Origin of the sequence: Enterobacter cloacae complex sp. SHL001 (assembly GCF_049236825.1) — a bacterium.
GTDB classification, from domain to species: Bacteria; Pseudomonadota; Gammaproteobacteria; order Enterobacterales; family Enterobacteriaceae; genus Enterobacter; species Enterobacter hormaechei_C.
On the sequence record NZ_JBMKIP010000013.1, the window covers coordinates 1 to 15954 of the forward strand.

Annotated in this window: 13 protein-coding genes and 5 tRNA genes; 3 read left to right on the forward strand and 15 right to left on the reverse strand. The window is 54.7% G+C overall.

Features of this window, described 5'->3' with window-relative positions; genetic code table 11:
• The 5 genes from ACOTYH_RS21035 to ACOTYH_RS21055 all read right to left on the reverse strand — a co-directional run.
• Positions 1-170: GTP-binding protein (locus tag ACOTYH_RS21035; RefSeq protein WP_001692288.1), on the reverse strand; the 170-nt coding region annotated here is incomplete at its 3' end.
• A gap of 118 nt (positions 171-288) precedes the next feature.
• A tRNA-Thr gene (locus ACOTYH_RS21040) sits at positions 289-364 on the reverse strand.
• A 6-nt stretch (positions 365-370) separates the two neighbouring features.
• A tRNA-Gly gene (locus tag ACOTYH_RS21045) sits at positions 371-445 on the reverse strand.
• A gap of 116 nt (positions 446-561) precedes the next feature.
• A tRNA-Tyr gene (locus ACOTYH_RS21050) sits at positions 562-646 on the reverse strand.
• Positions 647-654: 8 nt separating this feature from the next.
• Positions 655-730: transfer RNA gene (locus ACOTYH_RS21055), tRNA-Thr, on the reverse strand.
• A 317-nt stretch (positions 731-1047) separates the two neighbouring features.
• Between ACOTYH_RS21055 and coaA the strand changes: the two genes are divergently transcribed.
• Complete coding sequence (gene coaA / locus ACOTYH_RS21060; protein WP_015569977.1) at positions 1048-1998, forward strand: type I pantothenate kinase; 951 nt, start codon at positions 1048-1050, stop codon at positions 1996-1998.
• A gap of 42 nt (positions 1999-2040) precedes the next feature.
• Here the strand turns inward: coaA and dppF are convergent, their stop codons facing one another.
• The 9 genes from dppF to ACOTYH_RS21105 form a co-directional block, all read right to left on the reverse strand.
• Positions 2041-3054, reverse strand: a complete 1014-nt coding sequence (gene dppF / locus ACOTYH_RS21065) for a dipeptide ABC transporter ATP-binding subunit DppF (protein WP_017383568.1) — start codon at positions 3052-3054, stop codon at positions 2041-2043.
• Entirely contained in the window at positions 3051-4034 is a 984-nt protein-coding gene (dppD, locus tag ACOTYH_RS21070) for a dipeptide ABC transporter ATP-binding protein (protein WP_015569978.1), read from the reverse strand. The genes dppF and dppD overlap by 4 nt, the downstream gene beginning before the upstream one ends.
• Before the next feature lie 10 nt (positions 4035-4044).
• Positions 4045-4947 (reverse strand): dipeptide ABC transporter permease DppC, encoded by a 903-nt coding sequence (dppC, locus tag ACOTYH_RS21075; protein ID WP_017383569.1) that lies wholly within the window; start codon positions 4945-4947, stop codon positions 4045-4047.
• 9 nt (positions 4948-4956) lie between these two features.
• Positions 4957-5976: a dipeptide ABC transporter permease DppB gene (dppB, locus tag ACOTYH_RS21080; protein WP_006810536.1), complete on the reverse strand. Its 1020-nt coding sequence runs from the start codon at positions 5974-5976 to the stop codon at positions 4957-4959.
• A 161-nt stretch (positions 5977-6137) separates the two neighbouring features.
• Positions 6138-7745 carry a dipeptide ABC transporter periplasmic-binding protein DppA gene (dppA, locus tag ACOTYH_RS21085; protein WP_003860756.1) on the reverse strand — a complete coding sequence of 536 codons (1608 nt, stop codon included), beginning with the start codon at positions 7743-7745 and terminating at the stop codon, positions 6138-6140.
• Between the two features lie 621 nt (positions 7746-8366).
• Positions 8367-8443 (reverse strand) — tRNA-Pro (locus tag ACOTYH_RS21090).
• Between the two features lie 91 nt (positions 8444-8534).
• The gene (gene eptB / locus ACOTYH_RS21095; RefSeq protein WP_017383570.1) at positions 8535-10229 is read right to left on the reverse strand and encodes a kdo(2)-lipid A phosphoethanolamine 7''-transferase; all 1695 of its coding nucleotides are present in this window, start codon (positions 10227-10229) and stop codon (positions 8535-8537) included.
• Between the two features lie 238 nt (positions 10230-10467).
• Positions 10468-11670 carry an L-lactate MFS transporter gene (locus tag ACOTYH_RS21100; RefSeq protein WP_045338637.1) on the reverse strand — a complete coding sequence of 401 codons (1203 nt, stop codon included), beginning with the start codon at positions 11668-11670 and terminating at the stop codon, positions 10468-10470.
• A gap of 238 nt (positions 11671-11908) precedes the next feature.
• Positions 11909-12451: a lipase gene (locus ACOTYH_RS21105; protein ID WP_048973805.1), complete on the reverse strand. Its 543-nt coding sequence runs from the start codon at positions 12449-12451 to the stop codon at positions 11909-11911.
• A gap of 160 nt (positions 12452-12611) precedes the next feature.
• Here ACOTYH_RS21105 and tag point away from each other — a divergent pair, with 160 nt between their 5' ends.
• Positions 12612-13193 (forward strand): DNA-3-methyladenine glycosylase I, encoded by a 582-nt coding sequence (tag, locus tag ACOTYH_RS21110; protein ID WP_015569984.1) that lies wholly within the window; start codon positions 12612-12614, stop codon positions 13191-13193.
• The gene (locus ACOTYH_RS21115) at positions 13171-13611 is read left to right on the forward strand and encodes an N-acetyltransferase (protein ID WP_015569985.1); all 441 of its coding nucleotides are present in this window, start codon (positions 13171-13173) and stop codon (positions 13609-13611) included. The genes tag and ACOTYH_RS21115 overlap by 23 nt, the downstream gene beginning before the upstream one ends.
• On the opposite strand, the gene ACOTYH_RS21120 is transcribed toward ACOTYH_RS21115, so the two are convergent.
• On the reverse strand, positions 13580-15949 hold the full coding sequence (locus ACOTYH_RS21120) for a molybdopterin guanine dinucleotide-containing S/N-oxide reductase (RefSeq protein WP_063931937.1): 2370 nt from the start codon (positions 15947-15949) through the stop codon (positions 13580-13582). The two genes, ACOTYH_RS21115 and ACOTYH_RS21120, sit on opposite strands and share 32 nt — an antisense overlap.
• Between the last annotated feature and the right edge of the window lie 5 nt (positions 15950-15954).

Consider the following 15954-nt stretch of genomic DNA (forward strand, 5'->3'; position numbering starts at 1 on the left):
TTTTCTTCTGGTGCGTTATCGATCTGGTCGAAAGCACGAGCAGCACCGCCGTAGGTTTTAGCCAGTACGGTAGTGATTGCAGCGGTCAGCGTTGTTTTACCATGGTCAACGTGGCCGATAGTACCGACGTTAACGTGCGGTTTTGTACGTTCAAACTTTTCTTTAGACATCGATTGTCCCTCTAAGACACGGATAAATCGGTGATATCACCACATCAACCAGGCGAAAATGCCTGAACTGTTGAATACATTTACATTGAAACAGAGAGAAAGGGAGGGAGAAGTGAAGTGGTGCTGATACCCAGAGTCGAACTGGGGACCTCACCCTTACCAAGGGTGCGCTCTACCAACTGAGCCATATCAGCACGTATTGGAGCGGGCAGCGGGAATCGAACCCGCATCATCAGCTTGGAAGGCTGAGGTAATAGCCATTATACGATGCCCGCATCCTGAAACTCGGCTACCCAGTTCTTTCTGTAACAAAAAAAGAGATTTCTCTCTTTTCTGTTCGAGCTGGTCAATTTTTCCAACCAGCTCCGGCGGCGTTGTCGCTGCCAGAAAGTGGTGGTGGGGGAAGGATTCGAACCTTCGAAGTCTGTGACGGCAGATTTACAGTCTGCTCCCTTTGGCCGCTCGGGAACCCCACCGGACTTGATGGTGCCGACTACCGGAATCGAACTGGTGACCTACTGATTACAAGTCAGTTGCTCTACCTACTGAGCTAAGTCGGCATCAAGTAGCGCGCATTCTATGGAGACCTGCGCAGTCATGCAACTAAAAAATTGCATAAAACGTTCTTTCGCTCACATTTTATTCGAAACCAGGGCTAACCGCTGTAAATTCATCCGCTCACGGTTAAAAATTCAACATGAACGCCTGATTTCGGCACGCTATAGCCCCAGGTGATGCCTGCCCGGTTAAGCATCGCTTTCCCATATTTTTTCTTATTATTCCTCTCATCTGGTGTTAACCTCCTGCCCATTGTCCAAAATTAACTATGTGATGAGCCCGCACCCGCCGTTTCGTGATGGTTCACAGAAGCATGCTTATGAGCAAAAAAGAGCAAACGTTAATGACGCCCTATCTTCAGTTTAACCGTAGCCAGTGGGCAGCCCTGCGTGACTCCGTCCCTATGACACTGACGGAAGGTGAAATCGCACGGCTAAAAGGGATAAACGAAGATCTCTCCCTGGAAGAGGTGGCAGAAATCTATCTCCCCCTCTCTCGCTTGCTTAACTTCTATATCAGCTCCAATTTGCGTCGTCAGGCCGTACTGGAACAGTTCCTCGGCACGAACGGTCAACGTATTCCTTATATCATCAGTATTGCGGGCAGCGTGGCAGTGGGTAAAAGTACCACCGCGCGCGTGCTACAGGCGCTGCTGAGCCGCTGGCCGGAACACCGCAGCGTGGAGCTGATCACCACCGACGGCTTCCTGCATCCCAACGAGGTGTTGAAAGAACGCGGCCTGATGAAAAAGAAGGGCTTCCCGCTCTCTTATGATATGCACCGCCTGGTAAAGTTTGTTTCAGATCTAAAATCGGGCGTACCTCACGTTACCGCGCCGGTTTACTCGCATCTGATCTACGACCGCATCCCGGATGGCGACAAAACGGTTGTGCAGCCCGACATCCTGATTCTGGAAGGCTTAAACGTCCTGCAAAGCGGGATGGATTATCCTCACGATCCGCATCATGTGTTTGTCTCTGACTTTGTCGATTTCTCAATTTATGTCGATGCGCCGGAAGATTTGCTGCAACGCTGGTATATCAACCGCTTCCTGAAGTTCCGCGAAGGCGCGTTCACCGACCCGGATTCCTACTTCCACAACTACGCCCAGCTCTCTGAAGAAGAGGCTATCAGCGTGGCGACCGGGCTGTGGAATGAGATCAACTACGTCAACCTCAAAGAGAACATCCTGCCGACGCGCGAACGCGCAAGCCTGATCCTCACCAAGAGTGAGAAACACGCCGTCGACCAGATTCGTTTACGGAAATAGATCTCAGACGTAAAAAAACCGGCTTAGCGCCGGTTTTTTTATTTATGCCTGCGGCTTTTCGCCGTTTTCATCCTGATCGACCGCGAAGCAGGCCACCAGCTGTCCGCCATAATCCTTCAGCTGTGGCTGCAACTGCGTGCACGGACCGAAGCGGCGACGGCAGCGGGCGTTGAATGCACATCCCGGCGGTGGGTTAAGCGGGCTTGGCAACTCGCCGGTCAGCTTAATGCGCTCCCGGCGGTCATCCGGGTTCAGTCTCGGCGTTGCAGACAGCAGCGCCTGCGTATACGGATGACGCGGGTTAGTAAAGATCTGATCTTTCGTCCCCTTCTCCACGCAGCGTCCCAGATACATCACCATCACCTCATCGGCAATGTGCTCAACCACGGACAGGTCATGGGAGATGAAGACGTACGACAGTCCCAGATCCTGCTGTAAATCCATCATCAGGTTAAGCACCTGCGCGCGAACGGACACGTCAAGCGCTGAGACCGGCTCATCGGCAATCACCACGTCCGGGTCAAGCATCAGCCCACGTGCGATGGCAATACGCTGACGCTGACCGCCAGAGAACATATGCGGGTAGCGATCGTAATGCTCGGTTTTAAGCCCCACCTTCGCCATCATCGCCAGCGCTTTTTCACGACGCTGCTCTTTGCTCAGATTGCTGTTAATCAGCAGCGGCTCTTCCAGAATCTGCCCCACTTTTTTACGCGGGTTTAAAGAACCGTACGGGTTCTGGAACACAATCTGGATTTTTTGACGACGCAGCTTCTGCGCCTGCGGATCGTGCTTGAGCAGATCCTGGCCCTGATAGTAAAGCTCGCCGCCGGTTGGCGTTTCGATCATCGTCAGCAGACGGCCCAGCGTGGATTTTCCACAGCCCGACTCCCCGACGACCGCCAGCGTTTTACCGCGTTCAAGGCTGAAGGAGACGCCGTCCAGCGCTTTTACCAGGCGCTCGGGGGCAAAAATCCCCTTCTTCACCGGGTAATGTTTTTTCAGGTCGATAGCCTGCAACAGCGGCTGTTGCGTGGTGGCCTCGTGCGTACTCATAGTGTTGGCCTCCCGGCATCATCGAGTGGGTAGTGGCATTTTGACTGCCGACCATCGGCCAGCAGATTCAGCTCTGGCTCCTCGGCGCGGCATTTATCCGTCGCATACGGGCAGCGCGGATTCAGCAGGCAGCCCTGCGGACGGTCATATTTACCCGGAACCACACCCGGCAGTGACGCCAGACGCGCTTTGTCCTGGGCAAACTCCGGCAGCGCGCGCAGTAACGCCTGCGTATACGGGTGACGCGGCGCGCGGAAGATATCGTGCGAACTTCCGGTCTCCACCACCTGACCCGCGTACATCACGATGATTTTGTGTGCCGCTTCCGCCACCAGCGCCAGGTCGTGCGTAATCAGCACCAGCGCCATATTCTCTTTCTGCTGCAACTCCAGCAGCAGCTCGATGATTTGCGCCTGGATGGTTACGTCCAGCGCGGTAGTTGGTTCATCCGCAATCAGCAGTTTTGGTCGACAGGCAATCGCCATGGCGATCATCACGCGCTGGCTCATGCCGCCGGAAAGCTGATGCGGGTAAACGTCCAGACGCGATGCTGGGTCAGGTATCCCCACCAGGTTCAGCAGATCGATAGCACGCTGGCGACGGGTTTTCTTGTTGCCGCCCTGATGCACCTTAATGGCTTCCATAATCTGGAAACCGACGGTGTAGCATGGGTTCAGGCTGGTCATGGGGTCCTGGAAGATCATCGCCACTTCCGCGCCCACCAGCTGGCGGCGCTGTTTTTCGGAAATGCGCTTCAGATCCTGACCGTTGAACTCCAGATTTTCCGCCATCACGCGGCCGGGGTAGTCAATCAGCCCCATAATCGCCAGCGAACTCACTGACTTACCGGAGCCCGACTCTCCTACAATCCCGACCACTTCGCCCTGATTAACGCTGTAGCTGATGCGGTCCACGGCGCGAAACGGTGTGCCTTCGTCGCCAAAGTGCACGGATAATTTATCTACATTTAATAACGCCATCTCGTGCCTCTTACTGCTTCAGTTTGGGATCAAGTGCATCACGCAGACCGTCACCCATCAGGTTAAATGCCAGCACCGTCAGCAGAATCGCCAGACCCGGGAAGGTGACGACCCACCAGGCGCTTTGCGCGAACTGCAACACGTCGGAGAGCATGGTGCCCCACTCCGGTGTTGGCGGCTGCGCACCCATGCCAAGGAAGCCAAGAGCGGCCATATCAAGAATGGCGTTAGAGAAACCGAGCGACGCCTGAACAATCAGCGGCGCAAGGCAGTTTGGGAAGATATTGATAAACATCTGACGCATAGCACCGGCACCCGCCACGCGAGAGGCGGTAACGTAGTCGCGGTTCACTTCCACCAGCACCGCCGCACGGGTCAGACGCACGTAATGCGGTAGCGCAACAAACGTCAGCGCAAGCGCGGCGTTACCAATCGACGGACCAAAGATCGCCACCAGCACCAGCGCCAGCAGCAGGCTTGGCAATGCCAGCATAATGTCGACGACGCGCATGATGATGTTATCAACAATGCCGCCGAAGTAGCCTGCCACCAGGCCGAGTACGATCCCCATGATCAGCGACAGTACGACAACGAGGCAGCCAACCAGCAGCGACAGGCGTGCGCCGTACATCAGGCGCGACAGCACATCGCGGCCCACGTCGTCGGTGCCCAGCAGGTGCGTCAGGCTTCCGCCGTCCTGCCATGCAGGAGGTGCCAGCAGCGCATCGCGGAACTGATCAGCCGGGTTATACGGCGCAAGGAAGTTCGCAAACACCGCAATCAGGATCATGATGGAAACATACACCAGCCCGACAACCGCGCCTTTGTTGCGCTTGAAGTAGTGCCAGAACTCCTGCATCGGCGTCATTGGCACCGGTGCGGTGACCACTTTATTTTGAGTAACTTGTGACATGATGGCCCCTTACTTCTTATGACGAATACGCGGGTTCACCACGCCGTACAGCAAATCGACCAGCAGGTTGACGAGGATAATCATCGTCGCGACCAGCAGTACACCGCCCTGCACAACCGGATAGTCACGGCGTTGCAGCGCATCAATCAGCCAGCGACCAAGACCCGGCCAGGAGAAGATGGTTTCGGTCAGGATCGCCCCCGCCAGCAGCGTACCGACCTGCAAACCGATAACGGTCACCACCGGCAGCATAGCGTTACGCAGGGCATGAATGATGATGACGCGCATACGGGTCAGGCCTTTAGCGCGGGCTGTACGAATATAATCCTCGCCCAGCACTTCCAGCATGGAGGAACGGGTCATACGCACGATCACCGCCAGAGGGATGGTGCCCAGCACCATTGCAGGCAGGATCATGTGCGCAACCGCATCAATGAAGTTGCCCTCTTCGCCCCAGATCGCCGTATCAATCAGCATAAAGCCGGTTAACGGGTTGGTGTCGTCAAGGAAAACCATATCGCTGACGCGTCCGGAGACCGGCGTCAGATTCCACTGCACCGAGACCAGCATGATCAGCATCATGCCCCACCAGAAGATAGGCATGGAGTAGCCGGTCAGTGCCAGGCCAACAGCGGTGTGGTCGAAAATAGAGCCACGCTTAACGGCAGCCAGTACGCCAACGGGGATCCCTACCGCGGTCGCGAAGATCATGGCGCAGATACCGAGTTCCAGCGTCGCTTTAAAGCGCGGTACGAACTCGTCCCACACCGGAAGACGGCTTTTCAGTGAAATCCCTAAATCGCCGTGCAACACACCCCAGATATAGTGGAGATACTGCTGCCACATCGGCTTATCAAGGCCGAGTTCAGCCAGCAGTTGCGCATGACGTTCAGGGGAGATACCACGCTCGCCTGCCATAATCATTACCGGGTCACCCGGGATCATATGGACGAAGGCAAAAGTGAGAAGGGTGATACCGATAAACGTCGGGATAACCAGTCCCAGACGTCGGAGGATGAACTGCAACATAACCCGGATTCTCTCTGATGACGCACGCCCAGTGGCGTGACGTCTGTATTGCTCACAAATGTAAATTCCCTCTCCCTGTGGGAGAGGGTTAGGATGAGGGGATGCATGCACGCCCCTCACCCCTGCCCTCTCCCACAGGGAGAGGGAGAACACCCTACTTATTATTCAACAGACACGTTTTCGAAGTGGTGTTTGCCCAGTGGATCGACCACGTAGCCCTTCACTTCTTTACGCACTGGCTCGTACACGGTGGAGTGAGCAACAATCAGCGCCGGAGCCTGATCGTGCATGACAACCTGAGCTTGCTTGTACAGTTCAATACGTTTGTTGTGATCGTCGGTCGCACGCGCCGGCTGGATCAGATCTTCAAACGGCTTGTAGCACCAGCGAGAATAGTTTGAACCGTCTTTCGCTGCCGCACAGCTGAACAGGGTCGCGAAGAAGTTGTCCGGATCCCCGTTGTCGCCGGTCCAGCCCATCATGACCGCCTGGTGTTCGCCCGCTTTAGCGCGCTTCAGGTACTCGCCCCACTCGTAGGTTACAATTTTGGCCTGTACGCCAATCTTCGCCCAGTCAGCCTGAACCATTTCCGCCATACGACGTGCGTTCGGGTTGTAAGGACGCTGTACCGGCATCGCCCACAGCTCGACGGTGAAGCCTTTGTCCTGGCCCGCTTCTTTCAGCAGCGCTTTCGCTTTCTCAGGATCGTAGGTGTAGTCCTTAATGTCGTCGTTATAACCCCACATGGTTGGTGGGATCAGGTTCTTGGCCGCAACGCCCGCGCCCTGGTAAACGGCTTTGATGATCGCTTCTTTGTTCACCGCGTAAGTCAGCGCCTGACGCACTTTCACGTCATCGAACGGTTTCTTCTCGGTGTTGAAGGAGAGATAACCCACGTTCAGGCCCGCCTGCTCCAGCAGGTTGATATTTTTGTCCTGCTTCATGCGCGCGATGTCAGCCGGGTTTGGATACGGCATCACCTGACATTCGTTTTTCTGCAATTTTGCGTAACGCACGGATGCGTCAGGCGTGATGGAGAAGACCAGACGGTCGATCTGCGGCTTGGTGCCCCAGTAGCCCGGGAAGGCTTTATACAGAATACGGGAATCTTTCTGGTACTGAAGCAGCTGGAACGGGCCGGTACCGATTGGGTTCAGGTCCACTTTTTCCGGCGTGCCGGCTTTCAGCATGTTGTCAGCGTACTCTTTAGAGAGAATCGAGGCGAAGTCCATCGCCAGGTCAGCCAGGAATGGCGCTTCCGGACGCGTCAGCACAAACTGAACGGTTTTATCGTCCACTTTTTTCACTTCAGCGATCAGGTCTGGCAGACCCATCCCTTCGAAGTATTCATAGCTGCCGCCAGACACTTTATGGTACGGATTCTGGGCATTTTTCTGACGGTCGAAGGAAAACACAACGTCGTCGGCGTTAAAGTCGCGCGTAGGTTTAAATTCTTTGCTGTCCTGCCACTTCACGCCCTGGCGCAGGTGGAAGGTATAGGTTTTACCGTCTTCGCTGATATCCCACTTTTCAGCCAGGCCAGGAATTACTTCCGTGGTGCCGGTTTTAAATTCAACCAGACGGTTATAGATCGGTACAGAGCTTGCGTCGTAAGTCGTACCAGAGGTAAAGAGCTGTGGGTTAAAGCCTTCCGGAGAGCCTTCAGAACAGTAAACCAGGGTTTTTGCCTGTACGCTTGCTGCAACAGTCATGGCCACCAGGCTCAGACCAAGCTTCAGCATCCCTGACTTCTTCAAGGAAATACTCATTATTGTGCTCCAATGTGATGTTTTGCTTTGTTGTGTTACGCCGCCTGACCTTTATTTATTTTTTACCCGGTCCGGTCGGTGATGCCCGAAGGCGTTAAAAGGGATAGAGAATCCTTTCAGAAGAGCGTTTGAGTTGCAGCGCAGATCCTCCCTGAAATGCCCCTCGTGCCCTACAATCTGTCAACAGAATGTGAAAACGTCAATACAGGTGGCGGGGATTTACGTGGAGTGTGAGAAACCGCAAACAAAGATTAAAAAAACCCTGACCGTGAGTTTTCAGCAGAGAAATTTATGCTACTCGCCATGATGCAGCACAATTATCTTCATATTTCGCAACACTCAGTGATTAAGTTTTATTCAGAATGGGTAAATTTTCTTACAGAATGGTGATTATCTGAGCACTAAATACCGCGAACGTTAAAACGCACAGCGAAAAATGCTGAGGTTATCCATAAGCAACGCGAAAAAAGATCAAACTATATATAAAAAAATACAATGGATTATGTCACAAAACCGCAAGCAGGCAGGGGGAAGCAGGGCTAAGGGGTATTTTGAGGACTCGTGCGGGGTAACGCGTTAATGCAAAAAGGGCTAACCTTGCGGTTAGCCCTTTTTAGAATGTGGTCGGCGAGAGAGGATTCGAACCTCCGACCCACTGGTCCCAAACCAGTTGCGCTACCAAGCTGCGCTACTCGCCGAATGCGGAGCGCATCTTACTGCTGAGGTGCGCCCCCGTCAATCCCTTATTTTCAAAAAGCCATTCAACTGGCGATATTCTCGCCAGACCAACTACTGCGCGGCTTTTGTGGTGTTATCAGGGAGTTTACACCAGTTGTTGTTTTCGTTAATCCCACCGTTCGGTGAGGTATAGCCGAGACAACCCATAATGGTGTCGTACAGCTCAACGTGACGGCGCGGTACCTTGATCTCTGCCTGCTGTTTCAGATGGGCAAACATTTTGGCTTTGTCCGGGTTTTCCAGGTACTTATCCGACATCCACATGATCATCGGCACGCGGAACTGCTCAGGCGGGGCCAGCTTACGCGGCGTGCCGTGTAAATGCTCTTTCTCGTTGATGGACTCGCCGTGGTCGGCCGCGTAAATCACAATCGCTTTCTTATCGCGAAGCTGGTCGATCACCCGGCTGAGGAAGGTATCCACATACAGAATCGAGTTATCATAGGCATTGATCAGCTCCTGCTTGCTACAGTTCTTGTTAATGCCGACGCACTCAGGCGTCCATTTGGCGAAATCGCGCGTGTAACGCTGATAGTAGCTGTAGTGTGAACCTTTGGTATGCAGAACAATAAGGTGCTTACCCTGCGGATGGTTTTTCAGCGACTGTTCCATCTCAGAGAGCAGCAGCATATCATCAACGTTCTTTCCGCGGTTACGCGGCTCGGCGCCAATCTGCTCGCGGTAGGCGATGTTATCCGCCATGGTGTTGGTGTAGAACCACATCTCACTTTGCATGGCGAACAGATCGGAGCTAAATCCAAGCTGCTTCAGAACAGCAAACACGTTTTGCTCTTTGAGAGTGCGCTGAGGATTATCACTCGCACCGCCCTCACGAACAAACATACAGCGCAACGAAAGCTTCGTGGCGGTATCGCAGGAGTAGCCGCGGTATGCCACCAGGTTCTTTTCCTGCGCCAGTTTCGGGGTGGTATCGCGGTCATAACCGAGAATACCCATATGATCCCAGCGCGTCGTTTCGCCGATAACGAAGACCACGTAAGTATCATCCAGCCCGTCAGCCGGAGCCTGGTAGGTGAACTTTTTGGTCGGGTTAATCAGCGATTTCACATCGCTGGATTCGTCCGCCTGGGCCCAGGCATAAAGACCTAACGCCGACAGCCAGTTAGACGGCAGATACGAGTTAGCCACCACGCCGCCGTAGCTTGGCATATCTACGCCTGTCGCTTTTTCGATCCGCTTTTGCTGTTTTTCCATCAGGCGAATAGGCGCCCATACCAGCAGACCCGCCAGAAGAACGACGGCGACGTTGCGGATGCGTTGCCCACGGGTACGCAGCTGGCGTAACAGGGTATAGCGACAGGTATTACTCCAGATAAAGAAGAGCGGGATCAGGCAGGTCAAAATCGTCCACATGATGAACCCTTGCCCCACCACCTCTTTCGAGAGGTCGATGTCCGTGGTCATCACCGAGGCCACAATACCGTAGCCAATGACCACATTCATGAATGTCATGTAATAGCTTGCGGCGGCAGAGATAATCACCACCAGCGAGGCCAGAACCTGCCATGTACGTCTGCCAAAAAGCGAGAGCAGACGTAGCAGGAAGAAGGTTGCCAGAATTGAGCCAAACACTTCAATCGCGGCGAAAATCCCGTTTCTTACGGTGAGGTGTTCAAAATAACCTTCCACTCTTCTGAACAGCACCGCGCCATTCAGAAACAAACCGATATAGACAGCCAGCATCAGACACAATCTTTGCTGGGTAAGAGACCTGATATATTTCATGCAAACAACCCTGGGGGAAGGGGTATAAAGACCCGCCGAATCTCATTGAGAAAGCAGACAGAGTAAGTAGGTGCGAGATAAACCGTTATCAGAAACGTCTACAAGCGCGATAAGTAGACCACAGCGAGGAAGAAAAGTGGCAGCAGAGAATGTGAATCGATGAAAATTTTTACAAAATAACAAGTCCGGAAGTGATATGGCGATAAAAAAAGAGGCCCTGCGGCCCCTTTTTATCGAATCATGCATGCGCTTCTTTATATACCTCGCGCTGCGGCTGACGAATCGTGGTGGACAGCGCCAGTGAAATAATCAGCAAGGCAAATATCACGCAGAATGTCACGTAGAAGCCACCAAACAGCGAGGCAATCAGCGATCCGCAAATACTGCCGATACCGAAGCCGAGATAAATCACACCGTAGTTTTTCGCCAGATTGTTCAGCCCGAAGAACTCGCTCACCAGCGACGGGAAGACGGTAATGGTGCCGCCAAAGTTAAAGGCTACGCAGGCTATCGCCGCAAAGAATGTCGCTTCGTTCAGCGGAGCGAACAGCAGCGCTGCCATCCCCACCAGGGATATCACCTGCCCCAGCGTAATCACGCGGATCCTGGCGATTTTGTCAGACAGGATACCCAGTACCAGACGACCCGAGAGGTTAGCGATGGAGATGACCGTTACCGCGTTCGCCGCCGTCGCCGCGTCCAGTTTTACCATTCCCTGCGCGATATCTTTCGCCACGCCGATGACATACAGACCGCTCATGCAGGCCGTCAGGAACATCACCGCCAGCATCCAGTACTGCGGTTTACGCATGGACTGTGCAAGGGTGAAATCATTCTCCACCACACCGTTAACGGTTTTCACTTCCTGCTGCGGCGCGTCTTTCATCAGCGTTGCGCCGAAGAGGATCATCACCAGCACAATCACGCCCCAGATCATAAAGGTTTTCTCAAGCCCCACCGAGGCCAGCAGATGCGCATCGATGAATTTGAAGCCAAGGCTGCCCAGGCCATATGAACCAATGGCAAACGCGGAGATAAGCCCTTTACGCTCCGGGAACCACTTCACGCAGTTAGACAGCGTCAGCAGGTAACCTGCGCCGTCCGCCAGCCCCACCAGCACCCCGGCGCTCAGCCACAGCATCATCAGGTTGTCGGAATATGCCGTCAGGAAGAAGCCCACGCCCAGCAAGATCCCGGAGGCCATGGTTACACGCTTCACGCCGAAGCGCTCCTGAAGTTTGCCCGCCACGGAAGAGGAAATTGCTAACCCAAGACTCAGCAAGCCGAAGGAGAACGCCACCTGGCTTATCGGCGCGCCGATCTTATCAGACAGGGCGCTGTTAAACAGACTCCAGGTATAGACCGATCCCAGTGCGAACTGGGTAACGATGGTGCCTAATAGCGTCAGCCAACGCGTGCGGTTATAAGTTGATGTGTTCATGGCAGTGTCCTGCAAGATAAATTAAGGAAATTCGCTGAGGACACGATAAACAAAACCCCATAACACCAGGGGTAAAACGGCATGAAATGCAGGAGAAACGGAATGAAATGCCTGGAAGCGGGAATGAATGACCTTGCCGGAGAAGAAAAAGGTCAAAGGTGAGCGATCACTATCGCTACAGTCCTCGCCGTTATTGTATTAAATATGTTACCGCAGCGTTTAAAAAAGTGACAACCCTTTAAAATTTGGCGCTCAATCCCAGCGTATATAAATATTCTTCTTCAGTTTGCTGGTTATAGCTGATCTTCGCCCAGGGGTGTAAATCACCATACTGCGTATCGACACGCCACCCCAATGAGTTCACGCTGGCATGCCAGAGTGGATCGGTAAGCGACTGCGTGGTGGTTGTATCCTCAAACGCATTCACTGGTGCGGAGGGAGCGTCATCAGTGCGCCACGCCATTACGGGCCCGGTGGTGAAATGTCCCGCCACGGGAAAATTCCAGCCAACGCTCAGAACGGTTTCCGCATCCGAACCGGAGGGATCGTTCAGGGTAAACCCCGCAGCATTCTGCGTGCGGTTAATACGCTCCGCGAGAATATCTTCATAACGAGGTTGGTGATCGGCGTCCCATGTATAGCGTTCCATCGTATTACTTTGAGCATCTGAAACGATATATTCCTGTTGCCACGCAAAAGCGGTGTTACAAAAAAGCAGGCAGACTGAAACACCCACCAGGCCAGAAGCAGCATGGCGACCACTGATTTTTTTTATCATCATCAAAGCGACTCCAGAAAGAGCCGAGTTCGGCGATATATGTCATTGTTCGAAGAGGTATTAGGGCGTATAGCCCTGTATTAACTATTGTCTCTTTAGCAGACACGTCAAGCCGGGCAGATTGAAATTTTTGCGTTTACCGTATCAGGAAGGGAGATGACCTATGCAACGTTGCGGCTGGGTAAGCCAGGATCAGCTTTATATCGATTATCACGACAAGGAATGGGGCGTACCGGAAACCGACGGTAAAAAACTGTTTGAAATGATTTGCCTTGAAGGCCAGCAGGCCGGACTGTCGTGGATCACCGTTCTGAAAAAGCGTGAGAACTACCGTAAAGCCTTCCACCAGTTCGATCCGGTAGCGGTTGCCGCCATGAACGACGAAGACGTGGAAAGGCTGGTTCTGGATACCGGTATCATCCGCCATCGCGGTAAAATTCAGGCCATTATTGGTAACGCGCGTGCTTATCTGGCGATGGAGCAAAACGGCGAACCCTTCTCAGCATTCGTCTGGTCGTTTGTGGATAACGAGCCGAAGGTGACGCAGGCCGCCACGCTTGCAGAGATCCCAACGTCGACCCCCGCCTCAGATGCCCTGTCGAAAGCGCTGAAAAAACGCGGCTTTAAGTTTGTGGGCACCACCATCTGTTACTCCTTTATGCAGGCCTGCGGGCTGGTCAATGACCACATTACGGGCTGCTTCTGCCATCCGGAGGGCCACCATGATCCGCAAATGGCAAAGTGAGGACACTGCTCCGCTTTTGAGTCTGTGGCTGGAGAGCACCACCGAGGCGCATCCGTTTATCGACGCAAGTTACTGGCAAGCGAATGAAGCGGTAGTGCGGGATGAATACCTTCCCGCCGCCGAGACCTGGGTCTGGGAAGAAAACGGTACCCTGTGCGGTTTTATCAGCGTCATGCAGTTCCAGTTCGTGGGGGCGTTGTTTATCGCCCCGGCGTTCATCGGAAAGGGGATCGGGCGTGCGCTGCTGAACCACGTTCAGCAGCACTATCCGTATTTAACTCTGGAGGTGTATCAGAAAAACGTGCGGGCGGTGAATTTCTATCATGCTCAGGGTTTTCGCATCGAAGACAGCGCCTGGCAGGATGATACCCAACACCCGACGTGGATCATGAGCTGGCAGGCGGATCAAACGCCGTAAGGGTAAGCGCCGGCCCCTGATATTTCTCCACCCATGCCAGCGCCGTATTCCCCGCGCAGCCATTCCCCAGCTTCGAGCTGGGGAGATCTTTGGTCAGCACGTTTACGGCGCCGTTCTTACAAATACCGCCCTCGTCCAGCGCCAGATCCGGCCATGCGCCCTGATGAATGCAGAAAACGCCAGGGCGGATCCCGTCACTCACCACGGCGCCTGCCAGCACCTGCCCGCGCGCGTTCCAGACCCGAACGAGGTCGCCGTGGTTAATCCCCCGCGCCTTCGCGTCATCGCTGTTCAGCGCAATCGGCTCACGACCCGCCACCGCATACTGCTCGCGCAAAGCCGAATAGTTGAGCTGGCTGTGCAGACGATGGGCGGGATGGGCAGACAGCAGCTGAAGCTGCCCCGGCTGCGCATTGCCATGCCATTCGTCCGGCTCCAGCCACGCCGGATGCGGCGGACAGTCCGCGTAGCCAAAGCTGGCGATGCGTTCGCTGTAGATCACAATCTTCCCGCTTTCGGTTTTTAACGGATGATTCTCCGGATCGCGACGGAAGTCAGCAAAGCGCACAAACCGCGCATTCTGCTCGCTTTCCGGCATTTCGAAGAGTTGATTCGCCTCCCAGAACTCAGCGAATGGCGGCAGCGTCACGCCCTGCGCAGCCCCGCGCTGGCTGGCAATCTGGTAAAACGTTTCCAGCCATTGCAGATCGGTTTTGCCCTCGGTGAAACGCTCCCGACCGCCCGCTTCCCACATTTCACTCAGGTCGGCAAAGACATCAAAATCATCCCGCGCTTCATCCCGGGGAGCCACGACGCGCTTCATCGGCACCATATGCTGATTACTGTAATCCCCCGTCATGGTGAGATCGTTACGCTCGAACGAGGTCGTGGCGGGCAAAACGATATCGGCATGTTTCGCTGACGCAGTCCAGAAGCACTCCGAGATCACCACCAGCTCCGGTTTCTGCCAGGCGCGGATCAGGCGGTTAGTATCCTGGTGATGGGTGAAGTTGGCCCCACCCGCCCACCAGACAAACTTAATATCCGGGAAATGCCGATCCTGGCCGTTGTGCTGATAAAACCCGCCTGGGTTCTCCAGGGCTTCAACAATGCGTGCCACCGGAATTTTATCTACCGCGTCCACGCCACCCTGCACCGAGCCCTGCATGGAGGCCAGCACCGCGGCTTTTCGCGTCGGGTTGCCGCCGTTAGCAAAGTGATAGGAAAGCCCAAAACCGCCGCCGGGTGTGCCAATCTGCCCGAGCATCGCGGCGAGCGTCACCAGCATCCAGTGCTTCTGCTCGCCAAACTGCTGGCGCTGCATCCCCCAGCCGGACATGAGCATCGTGACACGGCTATGGAATAACGTAGCCAGTTCGCGGATTTTAACGGCATCAACGCCGCAAATCGCCGCAGCCCACTCTGCGGTTTTGGCGATACCGTCGGTTTGTCCCGTCAGGTAGTCGGCAAATTTATCGAAGCCCGTGGTGCAGCGCGCCAGAAATTCCGTATCGTGCCAGCCGTTCTCCACCAAGGTGTGGGCGATGCCCAGCATCATCGCCACGTCGGTGCCCATATGCGGCGCGATCCACTCGGCGCTGTCGCCGAAGAAATCCAGCGTTTCAGAACGCATCGGATCGATACAGATGATGCGCTTGCCGCTTTTGCGCAGCGCATCAAAGTAGGAAACGCCCTGCTCGTCGGACGCATTCCAGGCAATTTTCAGGGTATTGAGCGGGTTGGCGCTCCAGAGCACCACTACCTCCGCATGCTCCAGCACCAGCGGCCAGCTGGTCTGCTGCTGATAAACCTCATTCCCGCCCACGACATACGGCATGATTGCCTGCGCCGCGCCGGTCGAGTAATCGCCCAGATGGCCGGTGTATCCTCCGGCCAGGCTCATATAGCGTTGCAGCAGGGTTGCGGCCTTATGCAGCACGCCGTTCGAGCGCCAGCCATAGGAGCCGGCAAAAATGGACGACGGGCCATAGCTGTCGCGAATGCGTTTATGCTGGGTATGGATCAGCGCCAGCGCGTCGTCCCAGCTCACGCGTACGAACTCATCCTGCCCACGAATACCCTGCGGCTTATCCGGTGACGCCAGAAAGCCTTTACGCACCATCGGCCAGCGGACGCGGGTTTTACTGTGTACCTGATCGCGAACGACGGTCTGTAAAGAGTTGAGATGGCGCGAAGGCAAAGCCCCGCGAGACGACAGCACAGTGTCGCCATCGGTTTCGACCAGCATCGGCCCCCAGTGGGCGGCGGTCAGAATGGTTTTTGTTGAGGTGCTCAAAGCGTGCGCTCCTGGTTGCGTGCAGGTGTTTCGGCCTTTCATTGAGG